General features: G+C 64.2%; 25 protein-coding genes and 1 other RNA gene. 9 read left to right on the forward strand and 17 right to left on the reverse strand.

Annotation, left to right across the window (positions count from 1 at the left end):
* Positions 1-4: 4 nt before the first annotated feature.
* From AC2FME_RS04790 to AC2FME_RS04845, 12 genes are all read right to left on the reverse strand, one after another.
* Positions 5-1,591, reverse strand: a complete 1,587-nt coding sequence (locus AC2FME_RS04790) for an ABC transporter substrate-binding protein (protein ID WP_496799790.1) — start codon at positions 1,589-1,591, stop codon at positions 5-7.
* 126 nt (positions 1,592-1,717) lie between these two features.
* Positions 1,718-3,712 (reverse strand): CocE/NonD family hydrolase, encoded by a 1,995-nt coding sequence (locus AC2FME_RS04795; protein WP_496799791.1) that lies wholly within the window; start codon positions 3,710-3,712, stop codon positions 1,718-1,720.
* A gap of 51 nt (positions 3,713-3,763) precedes the next feature.
* Complete coding sequence (locus AC2FME_RS04800) at positions 3,764-4,867, reverse strand: glycerate kinase type-2 family protein (protein ID WP_496799792.1); 1,104 nt, start codon at positions 4,865-4,867, stop codon at positions 3,764-3,766.
* Entirely contained in the window at positions 4,867-5,304 is a 438-nt protein-coding gene (dtd, locus tag AC2FME_RS04805) for a D-aminoacyl-tRNA deacylase (protein ID WP_496799793.1), read from the reverse strand. Before dtd ends, AC2FME_RS04800 begins: the two co-directional genes overlap by 1 nt.
* Positions 5,305-5,328: 24 nt before the next feature.
* Positions 5,329-6,009, reverse strand: a complete 681-nt coding sequence (locus AC2FME_RS04810) for a nitroreductase (RefSeq protein ID WP_496683554.1) — start codon at positions 6,007-6,009, stop codon at positions 5,329-5,331.
* Between the two features lie 99 nt (positions 6,010-6,108).
* Complete coding sequence (locus tag AC2FME_RS04815) at positions 6,109-7,224, reverse strand: TFIIB-type zinc ribbon-containing protein (RefSeq protein WP_496799794.1); 1,116 nt, start codon at positions 7,222-7,224, stop codon at positions 6,109-6,111.
* 6 nt (positions 7,225-7,230) lie between these two features.
* Positions 7,231-7,548, reverse strand: coding sequence for a CPCC family cysteine-rich protein (locus tag AC2FME_RS04820; protein ID WP_496799795.1), 318 nt, complete (start codon positions 7,546-7,548; stop codon positions 7,231-7,233).
* A gap of 9 nt (positions 7,549-7,557) precedes the next feature.
* A complete protein-coding gene (locus tag AC2FME_RS04825) occupies positions 7,558-8,706 on the reverse strand; it encodes an SPFH domain-containing protein (RefSeq protein WP_496741088.1) in 1,149 nt (382 codons plus the stop codon).
* A 22-nt stretch (positions 8,707-8,728) separates the two neighbouring features.
* On the reverse strand, positions 8,729-9,682 hold the full coding sequence (locus AC2FME_RS04830) for a DUF2927 domain-containing protein (RefSeq protein WP_496799796.1): 954 nt from the start codon (positions 9,680-9,682) through the stop codon (positions 8,729-8,731).
* A gap of 11 nt (positions 9,683-9,693) precedes the next feature.
* A complete protein-coding gene (locus AC2FME_RS04835) occupies positions 9,694-10,884 on the reverse strand; it encodes a toxic anion resistance protein (protein WP_496683541.1) in 1,191 nt (396 codons plus the stop codon).
* A gap of 30 nt (positions 10,885-10,914) precedes the next feature.
* On the reverse strand, positions 10,915-11,829 hold the full coding sequence (locus tag AC2FME_RS04840; RefSeq protein ID WP_496685832.1) for a 5-bromo-4-chloroindolyl phosphate hydrolysis family protein: 915 nt from the start codon (positions 11,827-11,829) through the stop codon (positions 10,915-10,917).
* A gap of 177 nt (positions 11,830-12,006) precedes the next feature.
* A complete protein-coding gene (locus tag AC2FME_RS04845) occupies positions 12,007-12,882 on the reverse strand; it encodes a pseudouridine synthase (protein WP_496685835.1) in 876 nt (291 codons plus the stop codon).
* On the opposite strand from AC2FME_RS04845, the gene AC2FME_RS04850 reads away from it, so the two are divergent.
* Positions 12,881-13,351 (forward strand): nucleoside deaminase, encoded by a 471-nt coding sequence (locus tag AC2FME_RS04850; RefSeq protein WP_170340737.1) that lies wholly within the window; start codon positions 12,881-12,883, stop codon positions 13,349-13,351. The two genes, AC2FME_RS04845 and AC2FME_RS04850, sit on opposite strands and share 2 nt — an antisense overlap.
* 7 nt (positions 13,352-13,358) lie before the next feature.
* Here AC2FME_RS04850 and AC2FME_RS04855 read toward each other — a convergent pair whose 3' ends face one another.
* Together AC2FME_RS04855 and AC2FME_RS04860 are read right to left on the reverse strand one after the other, a co-directional pair.
* A complete protein-coding gene (locus AC2FME_RS04855) occupies positions 13,359-14,537 on the reverse strand; it encodes a M24 family metallopeptidase (protein WP_496799797.1) in 1,179 nt (392 codons plus the stop codon).
* Positions 14,534-15,226 carry a metal-dependent hydrolase gene (locus AC2FME_RS04860; protein ID WP_496799798.1) on the reverse strand — a complete coding sequence of 231 codons (693 nt, stop codon included), beginning with the start codon at positions 15,224-15,226 and terminating at the stop codon, positions 14,534-14,536. The genes AC2FME_RS04855 and AC2FME_RS04860 overlap by 4 nt, the downstream gene beginning before the upstream one ends.
* A 57-nt stretch (positions 15,227-15,283) precedes the next feature.
* Here AC2FME_RS04860 and AC2FME_RS04865 point away from each other — a divergent pair, with 57 nt between their 5' ends.
* Positions 15,284-15,970 carry a ceramidase domain-containing protein gene (locus tag AC2FME_RS04865; RefSeq protein ID WP_496795655.1) on the forward strand — a complete coding sequence of 229 codons (687 nt, stop codon included), beginning with the start codon at positions 15,284-15,286 and terminating at the stop codon, positions 15,968-15,970.
* Here the strand turns inward: AC2FME_RS04865 and AC2FME_RS04870 are convergent.
* The 3 genes from AC2FME_RS04870 to AC2FME_RS04880 all read right to left on the reverse strand — a co-directional run bounded on the left by AC2FME_RS04870 (position 15,930) and on the right by AC2FME_RS04880 (position 17,622).
* On the reverse strand, positions 15,930-16,688 hold the full coding sequence (locus AC2FME_RS04870; protein WP_496799799.1) for a class I SAM-dependent methyltransferase: 759 nt from the start codon (positions 16,686-16,688) through the stop codon (positions 15,930-15,932). The two genes, AC2FME_RS04865 and AC2FME_RS04870, sit on opposite strands and share 41 nt — an antisense overlap.
* A 6-nt stretch (positions 16,689-16,694) precedes the next feature.
* The gene (locus AC2FME_RS04875; protein ID WP_496799800.1) at positions 16,695-17,258 is read right to left on the reverse strand and encodes a DUF4202 domain-containing protein; all 564 of its coding nucleotides are present in this window, start codon (positions 17,256-17,258) and stop codon (positions 16,695-16,697) included.
* 202 nt (positions 17,259-17,460) lie between these two features.
* A complete protein-coding gene (locus tag AC2FME_RS04880; protein WP_496678680.1) occupies positions 17,461-17,622 on the reverse strand; it encodes a hypothetical protein in 162 nt (53 codons plus the stop codon).
* 226 nt (positions 17,623-17,848) lie between these two features.
* Here AC2FME_RS04880 and gatC point away from each other — a divergent pair, with 226 nt between their 5' ends.
* The 7 genes from gatC to AC2FME_RS04915 all read left to right on the forward strand — a co-directional run bounded on the left by gatC (position 17,849) and on the right by AC2FME_RS04915 (position 22,667).
* Positions 17,849-18,136: an Asp-tRNA(Asn)/Glu-tRNA(Gln) amidotransferase subunit GatC gene (gatC, locus tag AC2FME_RS04885; protein WP_496799801.1), complete on the forward strand. Its 288-nt coding sequence runs from the start codon at positions 17,849-17,851 to the stop codon at positions 18,134-18,136.
* Between the two features lie 3 nt (positions 18,137-18,139).
* Positions 18,140-19,627, forward strand: a complete 1,488-nt coding sequence (gatA, locus tag AC2FME_RS04890; protein ID WP_496799802.1) for an Asp-tRNA(Asn)/Glu-tRNA(Gln) amidotransferase subunit GatA — start codon at positions 18,140-18,142, stop codon at positions 19,625-19,627.
* Between the two features lie 40 nt (positions 19,628-19,667).
* Positions 19,668-20,366 carry a hypothetical protein gene (locus AC2FME_RS04895; RefSeq protein WP_496799803.1) on the forward strand — a complete coding sequence of 233 codons (699 nt, stop codon included), beginning with the start codon at positions 19,668-19,670 and terminating at the stop codon, positions 20,364-20,366.
* Positions 20,305-21,033, forward strand: coding sequence for an N-acetylmuramoyl-L-alanine amidase (locus AC2FME_RS04900; RefSeq protein WP_496799804.1), 729 nt, complete (start codon positions 20,305-20,307; stop codon positions 21,031-21,033). The genes AC2FME_RS04895 and AC2FME_RS04900 overlap by 62 nt, the downstream gene beginning before the upstream one ends.
* A gap of 125 nt (positions 21,034-21,158) precedes the next feature.
* Positions 21,159-21,574, forward strand: an RNA gene (gene rnpB / locus AC2FME_RS04905) — RNase P RNA component class A.
* A gap of 215 nt (positions 21,575-21,789) precedes the next feature.
* Positions 21,790-21,957 carry a 50S ribosomal protein L33 gene (gene rpmG / locus AC2FME_RS04910; protein WP_005630270.1) on the forward strand — a complete coding sequence of 56 codons (168 nt, stop codon included), beginning with the start codon at positions 21,790-21,792 and terminating at the stop codon, positions 21,955-21,957.
* Between the two features lie 203 nt (positions 21,958-22,160).
* Positions 22,161-22,667, forward strand: a complete 507-nt coding sequence (locus AC2FME_RS04915) for a hypothetical protein (RefSeq protein ID WP_496712212.1) — start codon at positions 22,161-22,163, stop codon at positions 22,665-22,667.
* Positions 22,668-22,725: the final 58 nt, after the last annotated feature.

The following is a 22,725-nucleotide window of genomic DNA, read 5'->3' on the forward strand; positions in this document are numbered from 1 at the left end:
CGAGTTAGACGAACCACATCTTGCGGGACATGTTGCCGTTCATCATCTCTTGGGTCGGATCAGTTTCCCAGCCATCCAGCTGGTTGCTGATGCCTTCGACAAAGTCGTTGAACATCGGGCAGATCAGGCCGCCCTGGTCACGGACCATCATACCCATCTGGCTGTAGATTGCCTTGCGCTTTGCCGGGTCCAGCTCGGCACGCGCGGCAAACAGCAGGTCGTCGAACTCTTTGACCTTGAACCGGGTGTCGTTCCAGTCGGCGGTGGACAGATAGGCAGTTGCGTACATCTGGTCCTGCACCGGACGGCCGCCCCAGTAGGACGCGCAGAAAGGCTGAACGTTCCAAACTTCGGACCAGTAGCCATCATTCGGCTCGCGCTTGATCTCAAGCGGGATCCCGGCCTGCTGGGCGGTCTGCTGGAACAGGGCTGCGGCATCCACGGCGCCAGGGAAGGCTCCGTCGGCCACACGCAAAATGATGGGCGACCCGTCATGGCCGGACTTCTTGTAGTGTTCGGCTGCTTTTTCGACGCTGAACTCACGCTGCGGGATCGTCTCATCGAACAGTGGGTATGCTGCGTTGATCGGCATGTCGTTCCCGACCGAGCCATAGCCGCGCAGTACCTTCTCGACCAGCTCTTCGCGGTTGATCGCGTATTTCAGAGCAGTCCGCAGTTCGTTGCTGTCGAACGGCGCCGTGTCACAATGCATGATGAACACGTAGTGGCCGCGACCTGCCGTGGAATGTACGGTCAGATTGGGCGCACGACCCAAGAGGTCGGCAACCTTGGGCTCAACCCGGTTGATCGCATGGACCTGACCTGACTGCAGCGCAGCCGTCCGGGCCGTGGCATCGTTGATGACCACCACTTCGACGCTGTCAAAGTTGCCGAAATCCGGGTTCCAATGGTTCTCGAATTTGGAGAAAAGGTGGCGCACACCGGGTTCGTCCGCTTCCAGCTTGTACGGACCGGTGCCGATACCTGCGCCCGGGTTGTCCATTCCGCCGTCCGGCTGGATGATCAGGTGGTAGTCGGCCATCAGGTAGGGAAGATCGGCGTTCGGCTCGTTCAGGGTGACCTGAAAATACTCGCCATCGGCCTTCATCGACTCGATGCCTTTCATGATGCCCAATGCGCCCGACTTCGAATCTTCGTTCGAGTGGCGCTGCATCGTTTTCAGCACGTCTTCGCTGGTCATGGTCTTGCCGTTGTGGAACTCGACCCCCTGACGCAGTTTGAACGTCCAAACCTTTGCATCGGCGCTGCCTTCAACGCTTTCGGCAAGGCGCGGCTCGATCGTGCCGTCAGGGGCGACTTCGACCAGTTGGTCACCGAACTGCTTGCCGTTCTGGAACGGAACCGAACTGGCATAGGTGGCCGGATCCAGTGAGTTTGTGGATTCACCGCCCTGCAGGCCCAGCTTGAGGTCGCCGCCCTTCTTGGGGCCGGCGGCGCGGGCGGCATCCGCAAAGATGGTGCTGGCCATGGCCGCCGACACGCCCAGTGCGGCTGCCTTGCCCATGAATTCGCGGCGGGTCAGTTTCCCGGCGGTCACCTGGCTGGCCATGTGAGTGAGTTGTTCGTTCATTCAAGTTACTCCCAGTTGCTTGAGTTTTTCGCCCGTTGGGGGCTTTTTATTGACGCATGAGTCAACGTTCGCGCATTTCACGCCACCGGGCAAGGTCAAATCTCGGGTGCCGCGGGGGCCTGTCCATCACATCTGATAGCGCGGGATGCTGTCCTCCAGTGATTTTGAAAAGATGGGCGTATCATTCTCGAACGCGTCGAGCGTCGCCCGCAGGTGAAAATGGGTCAGGTCCGCCCACATCTCGCAGCGCGCCTCGGTGCGTAGGCGCAGCGCGTCGCGTTCCAGCTCCTGCACCCAGGCGCAATCGCCGCGCGCAGAGAGGGGATCGTCGGGGTGGATGGTCCATTTCTCGTGCGCGGTGCCGCCGCTGATCAGACCGTGGTCGGCATCCTGGACCAGTCCGAAATCGTCCTCGATGACCAAGTGGATCAGGCCGGTGGTCATGTCCGTTTCGACGCGGCGGGCGTGGTTGGAAGGACGCAGGTGGCGGACCTGCCATGCGGTCTCAGCGTCGGGCGGCGGAAAGACGCATTCATCGCCATTGGCCCGGGGGCGAAGGGGCAAGGTCAGGTTACCGCCGCTCAGGTGCAGTTCGGCGGTTTCGGGCGTGGGCCAGATCAACGGCCAGTACGCGCTCGAGATCGCGATGCGCAAGCGGTGCCCCTTGGGCACACGATAGGCGATGTGGTCGAGATCCAGCGCGATGTCGCAAGGCTCTCCGGGTTTCAGCGGGCGCGGGTCGGCATGGCTGTCCCGGTGGGCCAGGTTCAGCACGCCATAGGTGATCCGGGTCGAGGCGCCATCCGGGTGCACATGGTTCAGGCGCACGGCGATCTGTGCCTGGGGCCGGTCGGCGGCAAGTGTCAACCGGATGCGCGGCGCGCCGACCAGTTTCATGTCTTCGGCCAGTGGCGCGGTGTCGAAACAGGCGGACAGCGCGTCATCTGCCCGCTGGTCACCGGGCATGTCGGGACCCAGCCAGATGGCGCAATACTCGCCGCCATCCATCCCGCAGTGATGGGGCGAGCGGACGCGGGCATTCAGCGGTCCGTCCACACCCAGCCCTGAATCGGAAAGGGGCAGGGTGACGGTCGGCAGGAGGGACGTAGCGCCGTCATCCTCGGTGATCCAATGGCCCGGGCGCTCGGCATACCAGCGCGCCGGGCGCACGCCATCCATCAGATAGGCGCGATAGGCCGGGTCCTGTTCGACGCCGGTCTCTTCGCCCTTCAACCAGCGGTCCCACCAGCGCAGCGCCTCTTGCAGGAAGCCGATGCGTGGTTCGGGCACGGCAAAATGCGGATACTTATGCACCCAGGGGCCGACGATGCCTTTGACGGGCGCGGCCAGGTTCTCGACCAGCCAGGGCACCGTGTTCTTGTAGGCATCGCCCCAGCCGCCCACCGCCAGCGTCGCGGCGCGGATCGCTCCGGGGTCTTCGCAGACAGACCCATGTCGCCAATAGGCATCGCGGGTCTGGTGCCGCAGCCAGACCGAGGGCAGGAAGGGTTCTGCCTTCAACCGCTGCAACCACATCTCGCGCCAGTCGTCACGCAACGCGGGGTCGGGCGGGCGGGACGAGTACGACCACATGGTCGCACCCCAGCCCAAGTTCTCGTTCAGCAAGCAGCCGCCCTTGTAGTGGATGTCATCGGCATAGCGGTCGGCGGTCGAACACAGGGTGATGATGGCATTCAACGGCGCGGGTTGCAGCGCCGCCACTTGCAGCGCGTTGAAGCCGCCCCAGCTGATCCCCATCATCCCGACCGCGCCGCTGCACCAGGGCTGTTGGGCCAGCCATTCGATCACTTCGACGGCGTCGTCCAGTTCCTGCTGGGTGTATTCATCCTCCATCAGTCCCTGGCTGTCGCCGTTGCCGCGCATGTCGACGCGGATGCAGGCGTATCCACGTTTGGCAAACCAAGGATGGGTCAGGGCATCGCGCGCCGTCGTGCCGTCGCGCTTGCGATAAGGCAGGTATTCCAGAATGGCGGGCACCGGGTGCTGCGGCGCATCGACAGGCCGCCAGATCCGCGCCGACAGGCGGCAGCCGTCCGACAGAATGATGCCCTGATCCGGAACCTCTTCGATCTCGGCCAGTGAGTTCTTCGCCTGAGTCATGTGCCCAGTCTCAGGCGGTTCGGCGGATGGTGTGCGAGGAAAAGCGTCAATTCATTCCTTCGTTGCGACAAGCAGATCCATGACATTGGTTCCCGTGGGGCCGGTCACCAGCAGAGCGCCGGCTCGCTCAAGGAACGTCCCCGCATCGGCCTCGCGCAAGGCCTTGTCCGCCCCATTGGCCCATGTCGCGCCGGTCACGACACCGCCGGCCGCATCGGTCGGCCCGTCGGTGCCGTCGGTTCCACCGACCACGACACACAGCCCCTCGCATCCCTGAATCTCGCGCGCCAGCGCCAGGGCCAGCGCCTGGTTGCGTCCGCCTCGGCCCGGGTTTTCGGGCAGGACGACCGTCGGCTCTCCGCCAAAGATCATCGCGCCCGGCGGCATCTGGCGCAGCCGCGCCCCGATATCTGCGGCGACGGACAGATAGTCGTCGTGCAGGGCCTCTTCCTCGGCCAAAACGTCTAGACCGGCGGCACGTGCCGCGTAGGCTGCGGCGCGGCGCGCATGGGCGTTCGAGGCAATGATCTCGACTCTGGCTTCGAATTGAGGGGCTTCGGGTACGGCGCCGATGCCCGATCCGATGACGCCGATGTCGTCCCCCGGTACGTCCGAAATGGCCAGGACCGTCGCGCGCGCTCCGCCGAAACCGGCCAGCAGGCCCCCGCCCTTGATCCGCGACATCTCGCGCCGGCGGGCGTTCATGGCGGTGATGTCCAGGCCCTCGGACAGCAGCTGCGCGTTCAGCCGCGCCAGATCTTCGAGGGTGGCCCCCGGTACCAGATCCTCGGCCAGCGAGGACGCACCGCCCGAGACCAGCAGCAACAGATGCGTGCCGGGACCCATGGCCTGAACCGCCGCGCGCAGAGCCTCGCCGCCCTTCAGGCTGCGGGCATCGGGCACGGGGTGAGAGGCTTCGATGACCTGCAGATGTGACGGCAGCCCTTCGGCATGGCCGTCTTTCGTGACCACAAGGCCCGGTGTCTTGCCGAAATGATCCTGCGCTGCATTCATCATCGCCGCCGCGGCCTTGCCTACCGCCAGAATCTGATCGGGGCGCGGAACATCGGGCAGCGCCGCCTTGACCGCGCCATAGCCGTCAACGGCGGCAACGCCAGCCTTCCAGATCGCGATCGCCTGATCCTGCATCGTCATCACATGTCCATCCAGATCGTAACCGGGCCGTCATTGATCAGGGACACCGCCATATCCGCTCCGAAAGACCCGGTTTCGGTCGGAACGCCAAGCGCGGCCAGCGCGTGGGCAAAGTGCTCGTACAGGCGTTCGCCGGTTGCGGGATCGGCGGCCGCCGCAAATCCGGGGCGGTTCCCGCGCGAGGTGTCGGCAGCCAACGTGAACTGGCTTACCACAAGGACCGAGCCGCCGATGTCCAGCACGGACCGGTTCATCTTGCCCGCGTCATCCTTGAAGATCCGCAGCTTGGCAATCTTGGCCGCCAGTTGCTCGGCGCGGGTGTCGTCGTCACCCTGCATGGCGCAGACCAGCACCAGCAGCCCCGGCCCGCACTGGCCGATGACTTGCCCCTCGACCGAGACCGATGCCTCGGACACCCTTTGTATCAATGCGCGCATATCGGTGTCTTTCTCAAACTCCGCTCACTCGGCCGAAGCCCCACGCCAGGTGACGAACTCGTCCAGCGTGGCGCGCTCGGTCCGAAATTGGTTGGCCGGATGGTCGGTATCCGGATAGCCGAAGGAAATCGCGCACAGGATCAGCCGGTTATCGGGGATGTTGAAATAGCGGTGCAAGAACGGCCCATAGGCGGCCACCGCCGCCTGCGGGATCGTGGCGATGCCCAAGGCCTGTGCCGCCAGTGTGAAAGCCGTGACAAACCCGCCGCAATCCATCGCGCCATAGGGGCCGAGTTCCGCCGGGCTGGACAGGATGGCGCAATGCGGGGCGCCGAACAGGTTGAAGTTTTCCATCATCTGCCGGGCCGATCCGGCGCGGTCGCCCTTCTCTACGCCTACTGCCTGGTACAGGGCCCATCCGCAGGCCCGGCGCCGGTCCTGATAGACGCCGGAATAGCCGGTCGGAAAGGGCAGGTCGGGCTCCGCCTGGCCTGTCTCGGCCTCGGCCCGCAAAGCGCTGCGGAACGCATCCGTTTCCGCGCCGCTGGTCACGACCACCTGCCAGGGCTGCGCGTTGCACCAGCTGGGCACCCGGGCCGCGCTGGTCAGGATCCGTTCGATGTCACCCCGCGGCACCGGATCGGGCCGGAAGGCGCGGCAGGAATGGCGCGCGGTCAGAAGCGTGTTCAGATCGGCCAGGGTCACGTCGTCCTCTCCTCCGGGGCAGCCGGCGGCAGGATGGGTGAGAAGCCGGGGATGTTCAAGGGGTTCCGCGGCAGAGTTTTCGGCGGCGGAACCCAGCGGTCATTGCTGCCCGGTCGCCACCAGATACCCGATGCCGGCTGCCGCCAGCAGGCCCAGGACGACCGCAATCGTGATCTTGATCGCCGACCAGGGCCGTTCACCCTGCACCTGACCGGTGCGACCGTTGACGACAAAGCGATAGGTCTGGCCGCGATACTTGTAGGCGGCCATCCAGACGGGCAGCAGGATGTGCTTGAAGGTCACATCGCGGATGTCGGTTTCGATCGCGTGGATGCGCTGCCGGTCGCCGCCGATGTCAAAGCGGACGTCGCGCTCGATCACGCGGGCCATGTGGCCGCGGACCTCCTGATAGCCTTGCTGCAAATCGACCGTATAGGCCTCGGCCCGGAACCCGGCCAGGTACTCGGGCTGATAGGGTTCCAGCGCGGGCAGGTCCCAAGGTTGCAGCGCGTCGGTGTATGATTTGGGCAAGGATTGCGAGGCCAGCACCAGCACGTCATCGAAGAACCGGGCCACCCGGCCGGATTTCGGTGTCCAGCGCACCTTGGGTACCTGCTGTTGCACCCGCTTGCCGTCACGCATCACGGTCCGGGTTTCGTAATAGACCACGCCCCGTTCGCCGCGATAGGCCGATTTCGTATCGGCGTCGAACGTCCAGTAGGGCACATAGATACCCTGCATCCTGCGGCCTTTGCGGGCGTAGTCCTTGAGCCCGTTCGGCGCGAACCACAGTCGCCCCAGCCAGTCGCTCATGGCCTTGTGCGCGGCGCGTTCGTCAAGCGCAAAGGGCAGTACGCCGCGCGGTTTGATGTGCCGGTTCACGCCGGTATCGGTCACGACCGGGGTGGCGCAGAACGGGCATTCCGCGGCGTGGGTGTTGGGGTCGAACTCGACCTGCGCCGCGCAGTTGGGGCAGGTCAGAACCCGCGTCTCTTCGATCTCGCTGTCGGGCAGGCGGTCGGCGATGGCCGCGTCGAAGTCCAGCTCGCGCAGGCTGGCGCCTCCCCAAGGACCAGCACCGATCGGTTCGGAATGGCCGCAATGGTCACAGGTCAGCGTGCCGGATTGCGGATCGAAGCGATAGTCCGCGCCACAATTGTCACATGGAAAACGGTGTTCCGCAGAGCCGGGTGGTGGGGCAGGGGGCTGGGTCATAGGTGGTCAGTTGTCGACGGGAAAGTGAAGATAGGCTGCGCGCTGCACCTCGGGCAGGACATGCGGCAGCATCGCGGCCTCGCAGGCCCCGATCGCCCTGAAATTCTCGCGCGCCTCGGCCAGCGTCAGGCCGTGGCTGGCGGCAGAGGGTTCGCGGGGGTTCTTGTCGTACAGAATGTCCTCGTCCTCCCAAAAGCAGATCGCGCAAATCAGATAGGCCCCGCGCTCGGCCAGGGTGACATAACCGCAGCACGGGCAGATGAATTGCGGCGGCTGCGGCGCTTTGCGCCCGCCTGTCTTCGAGCGTTTCTGCGATGCGGTCATGCCGATGCCTCATGCCTCGGGCGGTGGAGGCGGCAGAATCGTGAAAAGCTGCGCGAGTTCCTGTACCTCGCCCGCTTTCTTCCATCCGTCCTGACCTGGTGTCCACACGAAGGTGTCCCGCGAAATCTCGCCCGCGCTGGCCATGCGGCCCATCTTGGCCTTCGAGAACGGCCCGCTGGTCTGACCGTCTACCGCGATATGCCACACATGCTCGACCGGAGGCGGAGGCGGCGGGGCCACATGCGCGGCCGGTTGCGGGGCAGCGGGCGCGGGCGCGCCCCACGGGCCTGAAGGCCGACCCGCTGCCATGTTCGACATCTGGTTTGCCATCGCCATGCCCATTCCCATACCAAGGCCAGCACCCATACCGCCGCCACCGCTTGGGTTGCTGGCGGCCGCCGTCATCGCCTCGGCCGCCGAATACTGGGTGAACTTGCCCAGATCCCCCGCCAGCCCCATCGAGGTGCGCTTGTCCAGCGCCGCCTCGACCGCCGGCGGCAACGAGATATTCTCGATGTAGAATTCCGGCATCTCAAGCCCATAACCGTCCAGCACCGGCGAGACCTCGGCCGCGATCAGCTTGCCCAGATCGGCGGTGTTGGCGGCCATGTCCAGAACCGGGATGCCTGCCCCCGCGATCACCCGGCTGAATTCCTGCACGATGATGTTGCGGATCTGAAAGCTGATCTCGTCCATGGTGAACTCGCCATCGGTGCCCACGATCTCGACCAGGAAACGGGCCGGGTCCTTGACCCGGATCGTGTATGTGCCATAGGCGCGGATCCGGGTCGGGCCAAATTCGGGGTCGCGCAGCATGATCGGGTTCTTGGTGCCCCATTTCAGGTCGTTGAACCGGGTCGTGTTCACGAAATAGATCTCGGACTTGAACGGCGACTGGAACCCGTGATCCCAGTGCTGCAGCGTCGTCATGATCGGCATGTTGTTGGTTTCAAGCATGTAGAGGCCGGGCGTGAACACGTCGGCCAGCTGGCCCTCGTGAACGAATACGGCCGCCTGGCCTTCGCGCACGGTCAGCTTGGCGCCATACTTGATCTCGTGTCCCTCGCGCTCGAACCGCCAGACCATCGTGTCGCGGGTGTCGTCCACCCAATGAATGACATCAATGAATTCTCCGGTCAGAAAATCGAAAATTCCCATCTGGGTTCTCCTGTCATCGGGGTCAAAGCGACTGCCCCATCAATTCACGGGCGATGATCCGCACCACCGGCGCGGCCTCTTGCGCGGTCATGCCGGGTTTCAGGCGCGGATCATACAACATCGTCAGCAGCTTTTCGTCATGGCTGGTCAGTAGGGCGAATTCGTCGTCATCATTGAAGATCGAAGGCCGCGCCCGGGGGCTGTCATTGGGCAGCCCCAGCCCCTGGGCGATTTCCTCGTGGATGCAGCTCAGACGCATGAGGTCGGGTTGCTCGGCGCGCACCAGGGCGACGGCGCGCGTATAGGTGTTCGGCGCCCCGCGCGTGGCCGAGGCGAAGACAAAACAATAGAACGAGCGTGGCAGATCCGCGAACAGATCCAGTTGTTCTTGCGCGATGCCGGGGATCAGCTGACGCAGCCGGGCCTGCACATATTCGGTGTCATCCTGACCGGCGATGAAGACGTGGAAATTGCCGTTGCGGCTGACCGAGGACACGGGATGGCCGGTCAGGGCCGCCAACCGGGCCGAGAAGGCCTGTACATCGGCGCTGTCCGCCGCGCGGCGCTGTGGCGGAACCGAGGGACCGAACTCGACCGCAACGCGGACCGGGCTGGCCCAGCGGCTCAGGCGCCCACCGACGCGTTGCCCGCCCGCCGAAACAGTGGTGCCGGGATACTCATTGTAAAACGCGATGGTTTCGAAATTCCGCGCCAGATCGTCGGCGTCATACGGGGTATCCGGCCCGCCCCCGTCGGTGCGCAGCAGGCCGCGCGTCAGCAGGTCGCGCTCGACCCGCTCGTAGTAGCGGGCCAGGTCCCGGCTGGCGGCCGAAGGTTCAACGTAGACATCAGCGGATGGAGCAGCCTCGGGTCGAGCCTGCGGCGCCAGCGACGTCTTGAGCTGATCGTCGCAGCCGGCGACGATCAGCAATGCGCCCAAGCCGCAGATGCGCCCAAGAAGATGCCTCATCCGCATGCGCGCAGCCCTTATTTCGGCACGGCCGTTCCGGCGGTGTCGCCCAACCCGTCTTTGCGGGCCTTGGCCGAGGCCAGCGTGTCGCGCAGTTCCGCCTCCATTTTCTTCAGCTCTTGCTCGGCGGCGGCGCGGCGGGCTTTGCCCTCATCTGCGATGGCGAGGCTTTCATTGATCGTGCCAATCAGATCCTCGTTGGCCTTTTTGACGGCTTCGATGTCGAACACGCCGCGCTCCATTTCCTCGCGGATCATCTTGTTCGACTGGCGCAGGTTTGCGGCGTTCGAGGTCAGCAACTCGTTCGTCAGATCATTGGCGTCGCGCACGGCGGCTGCGGCCTCGGCGCTGCGCTGGATGGTGACCGCCTGCGCCAGCTGGGTTTCCCACAGCGGCACGGTGTTCACCAAGGTCGAGTTGATCTTGGTCACCAGTGACTTGTCGTTTTCCTGAACCAGCCTGATCGAGGGCAGCGATTGCATCGTCACCTGCCGCGTCAGCTTCAGGTCATGCACACGGCGTTCCAGATCGTCGCGGGCGGCCCGCAGATCGCGCAGTTCCTGCGCCTTCATCACCTGCTGATCTTCCGGGGCGGCCTGCACCTCGGCCTCTTTCTCCGGGATGTCGTGGCTGTCCAGTTCGGTCAGCTTTTCTTCGCCGGCCGCGATGTACAGCGCCAGTTCATCATAGAAATCCAGCGTCTTTTCATACAGCAGGTCCAGCGACTTGATGTCCTTCAGCAGCGTGTGTTCGTGCGACAGAAGGTTGTCGGTGATCCGGTCGATCTGATCCTGCACCTCTTCGTAGCGCGCGGTGAACTTCGCGAAAGGCGCGGCGCGGCCCAGCAGTTTCTCCCACCAACTGCGCTCGCGGCGCACGTCCAGTTCAGACACGGAAAAGCCACGGATCGTGGTGACGATGTCGCGCAGGCTGTCGCCGGCGGGTCCGACATCCTTGTTGCGAACGTCAGCCAGCATGGCCTGGCTGATTTCCTGCAGCTCGGCCTGCGCAGCCGACCCGAAGGACACGATCGAGTTGGTGTCGCCCATGTCGATCTCGGCCATGCGCTTGCGGATCTCGGCGCCGACCGGTTCGTCGGCTTCTTCCAAAGGCACGATCTCGGAACTCGGCTCGGGCAACGCGACGGCCACAACTTCCTGAACCAGCGTTTCGGCCTCGGCCGCCTTTTTCTTGATTTCGTCAGACATGAGAAGCTTCCCTGTTCTTGGTTTGGCCGGTCAGTCCAGCCGGACGCCTTCGCGCTGCAGCCTTTCGCGCAGCACGTCGATTTCGACCGTCAGATCACTGCGGTCATCCAATAGCATCTTTCGGGTGCGGGCCGAGAAATTCTGCTCGAGGTCGTCCAGCAGCGCCGAGTAATCGGACAGAGCCTGCGGGTCGCGGGTGCGCGCATATACATCGGCAAACTTGATCGTCGCATCGCGGGCTCCCTGCAGATAGACGGTCAGGTATTTGCGGGCACCGGCCAGATCGCGAGGATCCTCCTCGACCGTACGGAACAGATCGCGAGCGGTGGTTTGAAACCGCTCGACCCGGGCTTCGATCCTGCGGTCGCCGGCCCGCTTGATGGCATCCGACATCTGGTTCAGATGCGCTTCGGCATCTTCGACCACGCGGGCAACCCGGTCTTGCTGATAGGTGTCCACGCCCTCCATGCCCTTGTTTTTCATCGGGTCGAGGCCGAAGGCGACGGAATGCAGGGCCGTGGCCACGCCGCCGAACAAGATCGGCGCTAGGAGGCTGACCTGGCTGGCGGCCTCGGCATCCAGATAGTCGTTGCGATAGGCGGCCAGACCCACCCCAAGCCCGGTCAAAACGGACGAGAAGATCTTGCGGGGAAAGGCTGGGCGGCGCGCGGTGCGGCGCGCGTTGTAGGCATCTTCGGCTTTCAGCCCTTCACGCAGCAGAAAGGCTGCAGCGGTCAGAATGCCGGCGGCGAGCAATCCCAGGGTCATCCCGATCGCGCCGTCGTTGAGCGACAAAAAGACCAGAGGGATCGCCGGAACGAACAGGACATTGGCGCGTGCGCCGACCGGGTTCACCCGGGCGCCATCGTATTGCCCGCGCTGGGCGGGCGCGTCGGTGTCGGACTGGCCGTCGGGGCTGAACTTTCCGCCGTATCGCTTGGCCATGGCTTCAGAGCCCCCCGAGCCAACCGGTACAGACGCCGAACAACAGCACCAGCAGGGCCGCGTAGGCCATTTTTTGCACTCCGGTCCCGGACATGACGTCCTCCAACTGCGGTTGTCCCCTTGAAAACCTAGGGTATCAAGGGGCTTGGCGCTAGGGGGAAGGTTCGATAACCCGCGTCAATTGCGTGATTTCTTGCCGCCCGGCCTGCGGGATCTTTGGGGGCGGCTTGAGCGTTTCGCAGCAGCCGGTGGGGTTTCGGGTTCCAGGCCCAGCTGGTCGCGTAGAACGCGGCGACGGATTTCCTCGACCTCGCCGGGTTTGAGATTGCCCAGCTGGAACGGTCCGTAGGACACGCGCAAAAGCCGGTTCACGGTAAAGCCGATGTCTTCGATCGCGCGGCGGATTTCTCGGTTCTTGCCCTCGCGCAGTCCGATCGTCAGCCATGCATTCGCACCTTGCTGGCGGTCCAGCGACACGGTCATGGGCTGGAACCTTTCGCCCTCGATCACAAGACCTTGGCGCAGGGGGGCAAAGTCCTCGTCCTTGGGGCGGCCGTTGATCCGCACCCGGTATTTGCGCAGCCAGCCGGTCGAGGGCAGCTCGAGCTTGCGCTTGATGGCCCCGTCATTGGTCAGCAGCAACAGGCCCTCTGAATTCAGGTCCAGCCGGCCAACGCTCATGACGCGGGGCATGCCCTCGGGCAGGTTGTCGAAGATCGTGGGGCGGCCTTTTTCGTCGCGGTTCGTGGTCACCAGACCGGTTGGCTTGTGATACAGCCACAGACGCGCGGGTTCGGGCTCGGCCACGGGCTTGCCGTCGACGGTGATCCTGTCGTTGGGCGTGACGTTTAGCGCCGGGCTGTCGATGGTTTTGCCGTTCACGGTCACGCGGCCCGCTTCGATCATGCGTTCGGCCTCGCGGCGCGAGGCGATGCCGGCGCGAGCCAGCACTTTGGCGATCCGGTCGCCGGGAGGAGGGGTGTTGCTCATGCCCTGCGCATAGCGCATCGGCGCGGCTTGCGAAAGGTGGGTTTCTGGGGCAGTCAGGGGCATGGTCTTCAGAACGCACATGGACAAGGCGCTGGAACAGGCGCGCGCGGCGGGTGATCGGGGCGAGGTTCCGGTGGGCGCGGTGATCGTCGCGCCGGATGGGCGGATCATCGCGGCAGACGGCAACCGTACGCGCGAGTTGCACGACCCGACCGCGCATGCCGAGATCCTGGCCCTGCGCGCCGCCTGCCGGGCCGTCGGGTCCGAGCGTCTGACGGGGCATGACCTGTATGTCACGTTGGAACCCTGCGCCATGTGCGCCGCGGCGCTGGCGGCAGCGCGGATTCGGCGGATCTACTACGGGGCCGCCGATCCGAAATCGGGCGGCGTGGCGCATGGGGCGCGGGTGTTCTCGCACCCTCAGGCCCATCACAGGCCGGACGTCTATGACGGCATCGCGGCCGAGGACTGCGCCCGGTTGCTACGCGATTTCTTTGCCGCGCAGCGCGGTGGCGGCGGGCCCAAAGGCTGAGGCGCGCTCAGGCCGGTTTCACGACCAGTTCGCGGGGGATGTCTGCCAAGGGTTGCCCGCCCGTCGGCGTGACCACGAAGGTTTCGGTGATGGCCAGCCCCCAATCGGGGGTCCAAAGACCCGGCATCAGGTGAAAGGTCATGTTATCCTGCAGAACGGTGCTGTCGCCGGGGCGCAGGCTCATGGTGCGCTCACCCCAATCGGGGGGGTAGCTCAGGCCCACCGGATAGCCCGTGCGATTGCCTTTGACATAGCCGGCCCGGGCAAAGCTGTCATAGACGCAGGCGGCGATCTCTTCGCAGGTGGCGCCGGGGCGGGCGGCGGCCAACGTGTCCTCAATCGCGGTCAGGATCGCGGTTTCCGCGCGCCGGATATCGGCGGGTGGGTCACCCAGAAACAGGCTGCGGCTGGCCGGGCAGTGATAACGGCGATGGCAGCCCGAGATTTCGAAATAGGTCGCCTCGCCCGGTTTCAGCGGACGGTCGTTCCAAGTGATGTGCGAGGCCGAGGCCTCGGCTCCCGAGGGCGCGATGGGCGCAATCGCGGGATAGTCGCCCGCAAGACCCGGCAGCCCGGCGATGCCCGCAGCCTGAACCTCGGCCACGAGCACGTTCTTGGGAACCCCGGGGCGGAACCCGTCGCGCAGCACTGCGTGCATATGCGCGGTCAACTGCCCGGCCTTGCGCATCAAGGCGATCTCGGCCTCGCTTTTGACCGCACGCTGCCAGTTCACCAACCCGGTCGCGTCGATCAGCGCATCGCGGCCGAACGCGGTCTCAAGGATCCGGTGGCTGGCGGCCGAGTAGTAATAATTGTCCATCTCGACACCCAGATGGGTTGTCCAGCCGCGCTCGCGCAGCAGCGATGCCAGCGACTCGACCGGGTGATGGTCGGGGTGCTGCACATGCTCTTCGGGCCAGTCGTGCAGGTCGTTGGGGTCCAGCCAGGTGGTCTGCGCCGCGCCGGGCTTGTCCTGCGTCCGGCCCCACCACAGGGGCGCGCCGTCGCGCGGGACGATCACCATCTGCGGGACGTAGAAGCTCCAGCCGTCATACCCTGTCAGCCAGGCCATGTTCGACGGGTCCGCAACCAGCAGGGTTTCGACACCCCGCTGGGCCATCGCGGAACGGGTCTTGGCCAGCCGCGCCGCGTATTCTTCCGCCGAGAAGGCCAGCGCGGGTGTCAAAGCTCGATCTCCTGCAGGACCTCGGGCTCGATGACGGTAACGCCCGGCAGCCCATCCGCCAGGTCCTTGGCGGATTGTTCCAGGATCGGGAAGGTCCGGTAGTGGCAGGGGATCACCGTCTTGAAGTCGAAATACCGCCGGGCGGCATAGGCGGCGGCTTTCATATCCATCGTGAAATAGCCGCCCGCCGACAGAATGCCGATATCCGGTCTGTAATAGTCGCCGATCCACTCCATGTCGGCCATGATCGTGGTGTCACCCGAGACATAGACCGTATGACCATCAGCCGACAGGATGAACCCCACCTCGGACCCGCCGGCGCGCGGGCCATCGGGTGTGGCGAAGGTCGAGCTGTGCGAGGCCGGCACCATGTCGACCTTGACACCGTTCAGGTCGACCCGGCCGCCTTTGTTGAAGCCGATGGTCTCGATCCCTTCGGCCTCGGCCCAATGGGCCATGACGTCGTATTGGCCCACCACCGGAATGTTCAGGCGTTTGGCCAGCGGCAGAACGTCGGCGACGTGGTCGAAATGCGCGTGGGTCAGCAGGATATGCGTGGCGCCTTGGATGGCTGCGTCGTGCTGATCCTCGGGCAGCATCGGGTTGCCGCTCAGCCAGGGATCGATAAGCAGGACTTGTCCCGCCGCTTGAATTCGGAAGCTGCCATGTCCCAACCAGATGATTTTCATGAAAGACCCTCCTGAAACCGGTTCAGGGCCAGCCTAGCATCGGCTATGTAAAAATCCATGGACTGGATGCGAGAAATCGACGGCTATTGCGAGCGCCTGTCGCCGGACTATTGGGCCGAACCCGTAAACGCCGTGTCCAACGCGGCCTTTCTGTTGGCGGCATGGGTGATGTGGCGGCGGGTGCGGGGGCAGGGTCTGCCGTTGGCCAACTTGCTGGTCGCCATTCTGGCGGTGATCGGCATTGGCAGCTATCTGTTTCATACCCATGCGCAAGTCTGGGCCGCGCTGGCGGATACGACGCCGATTCTACTGTTCATCTTGGTCTATATCTTCGCGGTGAACCGGGACATCTGGCAGCTATCCACGCCGAAGGCGGCGGCGCTGACGCCCTTGTTCATCCCCTATGCGGCGTTGACCATACCGGTGTTTCAACTGGTTCCCGGCCTGGGCGGGTCGGCCGCATATGCTCCGGTGCCGTTGCTGATCCTGATCTATGCGTATCTTTTGCGCGCGCGCAGGCCGCAGGTGGCCTGGGGTCTGGCGGTCGGAGCTGCGATCCTGATCGCGTCGATCACCTTCCGCGCGCTCGATGCTCCGCTTTGCGCCCGCATCCCGATGGGAACGCATTTTATGTGGCACATCCTGAACGCCACCATGCTGGGCTGGATGATCGAGGTTTACCGGCGGGCCATGACGGATGCGGTCAGTCCGGCAGACGCCGCGCCACGTAGAACCCATAGCTGACAAAGTCGGAATAGGTTTCGTACAAGTCGATCTCGGCCCGTTCGGCATCGACAATGGCTTTGGCCTGCTCGGAATTGCCATGCCGGTCGAGGAAGGCAGGGAAGCTGCGTTGAAGAGGGAGATAGTAATTGTCCATCCAGCAGTCGGTGCCCAGCGGGAAATAGCCGACAGGTTCATAACCGGCCGTCTCGATCTGGCGGATCTTCTGTCCGGCGGTCGCAACTTCGGGATAGGCGGCATCCCAGTGCCGTGTCAGCGGTTCGGGGCGTTGATCGGTCAGCCAGGTCAGCTCGGACACAGCCAGGACACCGCCGGGTTTCAGGAACCGACGCCAAGCGTTCAGGCCGTTCTCGAACCCCATGTTGTAGATCGCGCCTTCCGACCAGATCACGTCAAGGCTGGCATCGTCGAAGGGCAGGTCCTCCATCGACGCCTCAAGCGTCTGAACCCGGGCCGCCAGACCCAAGTCCTGTGCACGCCTGTTTAACTCGGCCAGAAACTCCGGCAGGAAATCCACTGCCGTCACCGATGCGCCGAGATGGCGTGCAAGGCAGAAGGCCGCGGCTCCGGTGCCGCAGCCAATGTCGGCAACCTTCAGTCCGGGATCGTCTTGTATGCCCGCCAGCTTCAACGCCATTTCCGTTGCCGCGTCGCTGCCGGGGCCTTGCCGGTCGTTGGGCAGGTGCAGGTCGATCAACAGCTGCATGTCATCAGTCATGACCCGTCAATCCTTGAAGGCGCTGGCCAGGTCTTCGGGCAGGTCGAACTCGTCCAGCACGCGTCGGCGCGCCTCAGACGACATCTTGCGGGCGGTCTTTTCGACGATGCGCTGAATCTTTTCGCCCGAGTGTTTCGCGGCGAAGGGTGCAAAATACCATTTCAGAAAGACAAAGCAGATCACGTCCTCCAGCGCCTGAACGTCGTCGTCGCGCTTGATGCCCTGTTTGCGCAACATACGGCGGGCGGCGTCGATCTCGGCCTGATCGTAACCGGCCTCGGACATCAACTCGGCCACGACCTGCGCGTGATGCTCGGCTTGGGCCTTGCGCCACGCCAGATAGCCCGCGCGCCCCTCGGGGTAGGCCGAGCGGGCCAGCTTCCAGCGCTCGACATGCTGGCCGCGGGCGGCGATCTGCAATGGCTCTGATGCGTCGGGGAACAGTCGATGCAACTCGGCGCTCATCCGTTCGCCATAAAGCAGCGCAGCGGGACGCCCGTCTTCGTGGGTGGGGTCGGCCGAATTGGCTGCGTCGATTGCGTCCAGAACCTTCTGCTTGCGCTCCGTCATGGCACCTCCTGCGTTCGTCAAACGGGTTCGGCAAACCTGGTTGAGCCAGCCCGATACTGCGTGGTGCATGTACGATAAGGCATCGCGCCACAACAAAAAAGCGCCGACCCGTTCAGGGCCGGCGGCGCCACGAGGGCAGGTAGGGGACTGGGCCGGAAAAAAGGGGAAACCGGCCCGATCCAACAGGGAGGCAAGAACGAAGTCAGTTTCGGGGCGAGGTTTTTTCCTGGCTCACCTGATCGGAAGGGTGCTGATCGGGAAAGGTCAGCGTCGGGGTCAGGTCGCCCATCGGGACACCCAGGGCAAAGGCCGGAGCCGCTGCGGTGGCAAAAACTACAGACAGTGCAATCATGGTCGATTTCATCGGCTTTCTCCGAACTGAACAGTTTGGTTTATTATATAAGGGGATGCGGCACGCGGACTTCAAGTGAAAAGTGAACGAATCGGTTCACTTTTTTGCATGACGGGTATTCCGGATCGGTCTGGATCGGTCTGGCCCCGGCGCCGCCCGACCATTCCCGCACGCAGGCGGTCTTGCGACTGCTGCACCAGACGGGTAAATGCCCCTGTAACGCACACGAGGGTTTCCCATGTCGATTGACCAAAGCACCGCCGCCAAGGTGGCCAAACTGGCCCGGATCAAGGTCGAGGATGATGCGCTGCCGGCGCTGGCCTCAGAGTTCAACACGATCCTGGGGTTCATCGAACAGCTGAATGAAGTTGACGTCGAAGGGGTCGAGCCGATGGTCTCGGTGACGCCGATGCGGCTCAAACGCCGCGAGGACTTGGTGACCGACGGGAGCATGCAGGACAAGATCCTGTCCAACGCCCCCGACGCGCGCGAGGGGTTTTTCGCGGTTCCCAAGGTGGTGGAGTAAGACATGAGCGACCTGAACAAACTGGGCCTGGCCGAGGCCCGCGACGCGCTGCGCAAGGGTGAAACCACCTCGGTCGAGCTGACCGAGGCCTGCCTGACGGCCATCGACGCGGCCGACGCGCTCAATGCCTTCGTCCACAAGACGCCCGAGATCGCGCTGGAACGCGCCAAGGCCGCCGATGAGCGCATCAAGGCCGGCGACGCGCCCGCCATGTGCGGCCTGCCGATCGGCATCAAGGACCTGTTCTGCACCAAGGGCGTGCCCAGCCAGGCGGCCAGCCGCATTCTGGAAGGCTTCAAGCCCGAATACGAATCCACCGTCTCGCAGCAACTGGCCGATGCCGGCGCGGTGATGCTGGGCAAGCTGAACATGGACGAATTCGCCATGGGCTCGTCCAACGAAACCTCGGTGTACGGCAACGCGGTCAGCCCGTGGCGGCGCGGCAATGATGATGCGCAACTGACCCCCGGCGGTTCGTCGGGTGGCTCGGCTGCGGCGGTCGCGGCCGATCTGTGCCTTGCGGCGACCGGCACCGATACCGGCGGCTCGATCCGTCAGCCCGCCGCCTTTACCGGCATCACCGGCATCAAGCCGACCTATGGCCGCTGCTCGCGCTGGGGCATCGTGGCCTTTGCGTCCTCGCTGGATCAGGCCGGGCCGATGACCAAGAACGTGCGCGACGCCGCCATCATGCTCGAGGCGATGTGCGGGCATGACCCCAAGGATTCGACCAGCGCCGACATTCCGGTGCCGATTTTCGAGGCGATGCTGACCGGCGACATCAAGGGCAAGAAGATCGGTATCCCCAAGGAATACCGGATGGACGGCATGCCCGCCGAGATCGAAAAGCTCTGGGCCGACGGCGCCGAAATGCTGCGTGATGCGGGGGCCGAGATCGTGGACATCTCTCTGCCGCACACCAAATACGCGCTGCCGGCCTATTACGTGATCGCGCCCGCCGAGGCCTCGTCGAACCTGGCGCGCTATGACGGCGTGCGCTATGGCCGCCGCGCGACGTTGGCGCAGGGCGATGGCATCACCGAGATGTATGAAAAGACCCGCGCCGAGGGCTTTGGTCACGAGGTGCAGCGCCGGGTCATGGTCGGCACCTATGTTCTGTCGGCCGGTTTCTACGATGCATACTACAACCGCGCCCGAAAGGTGCGGACCCTGATCAAGAAAGACTTCGAGGACGTGTTCGCCGCGGGCGTCGATGCGATTCTGACCCCAGCAACGCCGTCGGCCGCCTTCGGTCTGGGAGAGATGAAGGAAACCGACCCGGTTCAGATGTATCTCAACGACGTCTTCACCGTGACGGTGAACCTTGCCGGTCTGCCGGGCATCTCGGTTCCGGCCGGGTTGGACAAGCAGGGGCTGCCGCTGGGGCTGCAACTGATTGGGCGTCCGTGGGAGGAAGGCGACCTGCTGAACACCGCCTACGCGCTCGAATCCGCTGCGGGGTTCGTGGCCAAGCCGGGCAAATGGTGGTAACGGTCGGTCGACCCGACCGCTGCAAGAACGGAGCAGTCCGATGCGCAAACTTCTTGTGATTCCCGTGTGCGCCTTCGCTGCCGCTTGCGATACGGTGGCGCCGGTTCAGGGCACGGAGTTCAATACGCCGCAATACCAGGCCCAGCGCGAGGCGCAACTGGCGGGGCAGGGCGCAGCAGGCAATCCGTTGCTGCCGCCCCCAGCCATCTCGCAGGAGCCATGGTCGGCCGAGTCCTCCGCCGTCACCTATTCCACCGATGGCAGCGCCGCGGATATCGCGAATCAAACGGCCGCAGCGCTCGCCAGTACCTCCACCCGGGCACCGGCCCCGGCAACGGTGACGTCGAGCGGCATTTCGCAAGAACAGGATTTTGCCGCGGTCTCCAGCAGCCGCAGCATTCAGGATGACGCCGCCCTGATCGAGAGAAACCGTCAGACCTATGAGGTGGTCGCCCCGACGGCGGTTCCTCAGCGTGGCGCGGACGGCCAGCCCAATATCGTGCAATACGCATTGTCCACTACTAATCCGGTCGGGGCACAGATCTACAGCCGGTCCGGGTTCAACCTTCAGGCCAAGGCGCAACGGAACTGCGCCAAATACCCATCGGCAGATCAGGCTCAGATCGATTTCCTGGCCAGCGGCGGGCCACAACGTGACCGCAAGGGCCTGGACCCGGATGGCGACGGCTTTGCCTGTGGCTGGGACCCCAGCCCGTTCCGCCGTGTCGTCGGCAACTGATCTCTCGCCGATCTGGCACCCATCCCCCAATTTCGGCCCCCGCCGGGATGGGCTGAAGCCATCTCTGGTGGTTCTTCACTACACCGCGATGAACAGCGCCCGCGCCGCGCTCGAGCGTTTGTGCGACCCGGCGTCCGAGGTATCGGCCCACTATCTGATCGGCTGTGACGGAACACTCTGGCAGATGGTTCGTGAAGAGGATCGCGCCTGGCACGCCGGGGTCGGCGAGTGGCAGGGACAGAGCGATATCAACTCCCGCTCGATCGGGATCGAACTCGACAACCGAGGCGATCATCCTTTCGCCCAGGCGCAGATAAGGGCACTCGAGCGGCTTCTGCCGCAGATCATGACCCGTTGGTCCATACCGGCCGCCGGCGTGATCGGTCATTCGGACATGGCGCCGGGGCGCAAACACGATCCCGGGCCACGTTTCGACTGGATACGACTCGAACGTCAGGGGCTGGCCGCGCCGCGCGCTCACGCCGCCCCTTTGTCGCGGCCCGAGGCCCATTACTTCCGCGCCGTGGCCCAAGCCGCCGGCTATACTGCTGCTGTCGATGATGAAACGCTGCTCGCTGCTGTGCGGTTGCGCTTTCGGCCCTGGGGTAGGGGAGGGCTGGCCCCAGAGGACGTGGCTGCATTGCCGCAGCCGCGCCGCCTCGCCTGACCAACCTTCATCTGGCCCAAAATATCCCGGGGTTGAATTGGCCGAAGGCCAAGAAGGGGCTGGCCCCTTGTCGCTTCCATTCCTCTCTTGACGTGCCTGGGTCAGGGGCATACCCAATTCGATGCGCGGAGGGCCGGATGGCCGCTGGGGCCTAGGCCCGAGAGGAAAGTCCGGACTCCACAAGGCAACGGTGCCGGGTAACGCCCGGGCGGGGAAACCCGACGGAAAGCGCCACAGAAAACAAACCGCCATGAGACGCCGAAGGTTCGCCTCCGGCAGATCATGGCAAGGGTGAAACGGTGGAGTAAGAGCCCACCGCGCCGCTGGCAACAGCGGCGGCACGGCAAGCCCCACCGGGAGCAATGCCAAATAGGGTCCCCACGCGGGCCGGTCGGCGTCAGCCGATACCGCCGCTAGGCCTGCCTTGGCCGAGAGGGACCGGGTTGGCAGCTCGAGCCGTGCAGCAATGCACGGCCTAGAGGAATGGTCATCGAAGGGGGCAACCCCGGAACAGGATCCGGCTTACAGGCCCTCCGCGCATCCGCTGCCTGCTGGAATTTTCCGGTGGGGACTCAAGTGCTGGCGGGCCGAAAATTCGCCTCGTTTGCTGTCGTTGCAAGAAATTCCAGGCCTCGGCCGGTTTATTCTGGTATCACGTTTCGAATCCGGTTGACTCGGGCGCGCGAGCGGGTAAAAGCGCACGCTCATAGGAATTCAACCGAAAGGCCCCTGCCTTTTCGGACGCAGGAGATAACCATGGCGAAGCCGACGACAATCAAGATCCGTCTGAACTCGACCGCGGGCACGGGCCACTTCTACGTGACCAAAAAGAACGCGCGCACCATGACCGAGAAAATGACCGTGCGCAAATACGACCCGGTCGCTCGCAAGCATGTCGAGTACAAGGAAGGCAAGATCAAGTAATCTGCCTTTTCAGACGCAAGACGAAAAAGGGTCCTGGCGCGGTCAGGACCCTTTCTTGTTTTCAGGCAGGTTGGTCACCGGTTCGCCCCTTTCGCGCGTTGCAGTGGTGCATCAGCACGCCGGGTATTCTGTTTGCCTGCGGGTTGCTTTTGCGGCCACCCTGGCCATAGGCTTTGGCAAACCTCCACAAAATGTTGAGCGCCATGAAAAAAATCTTGTTGCCTGCCATCGCCGTTCTGACCCTTTCGGCTTGTGAGGATCCTTGGAACCGGCAGGGTGTCGGGTTCACTGGCATTGATGGCGAACCGCGCACCGTGTCCGACGTCAAAGGCGCCGTCGCCTTTACGCCGCCTGCCACCAACGTCCCGGCCGAGCTTGCCCAGCTTCCGACGGTTCAGGTTCAGACGGACCAGGCAGCGTTTGACAAGATCGCCGGCGTGGCCATCGACAACGGCGGGCGTACGGCCGACACCGCAGTGCAACTCGTCGGCAGCAGTACAGACCTCTTCCTGAGCACGGTCAACGTGAACGGCACGCTGTTTGGTGTTGTCCGTACCGCCAGCAATAGCACCAAGGTGGACAACTCGGTAGGTGCGGCTTTCGGGCGTGAGACCGAACGCTTCACGGGCTGTCTGGCCGCTGGCGATGTCTATCGCAAGGGCAACTCCTCGCGCAGTTCGGGCTTTGCGGTTCCGTTGAACTGTAGCTGATCCGAACGAAATCGAACTTGGGTTCAGGGGCTCTGCCGGTGGGCAGGGTCCTTTTCGT

It is taken from the genome of Ruegeria sp. BHSC026 (genome assembly GCF_059613065.1).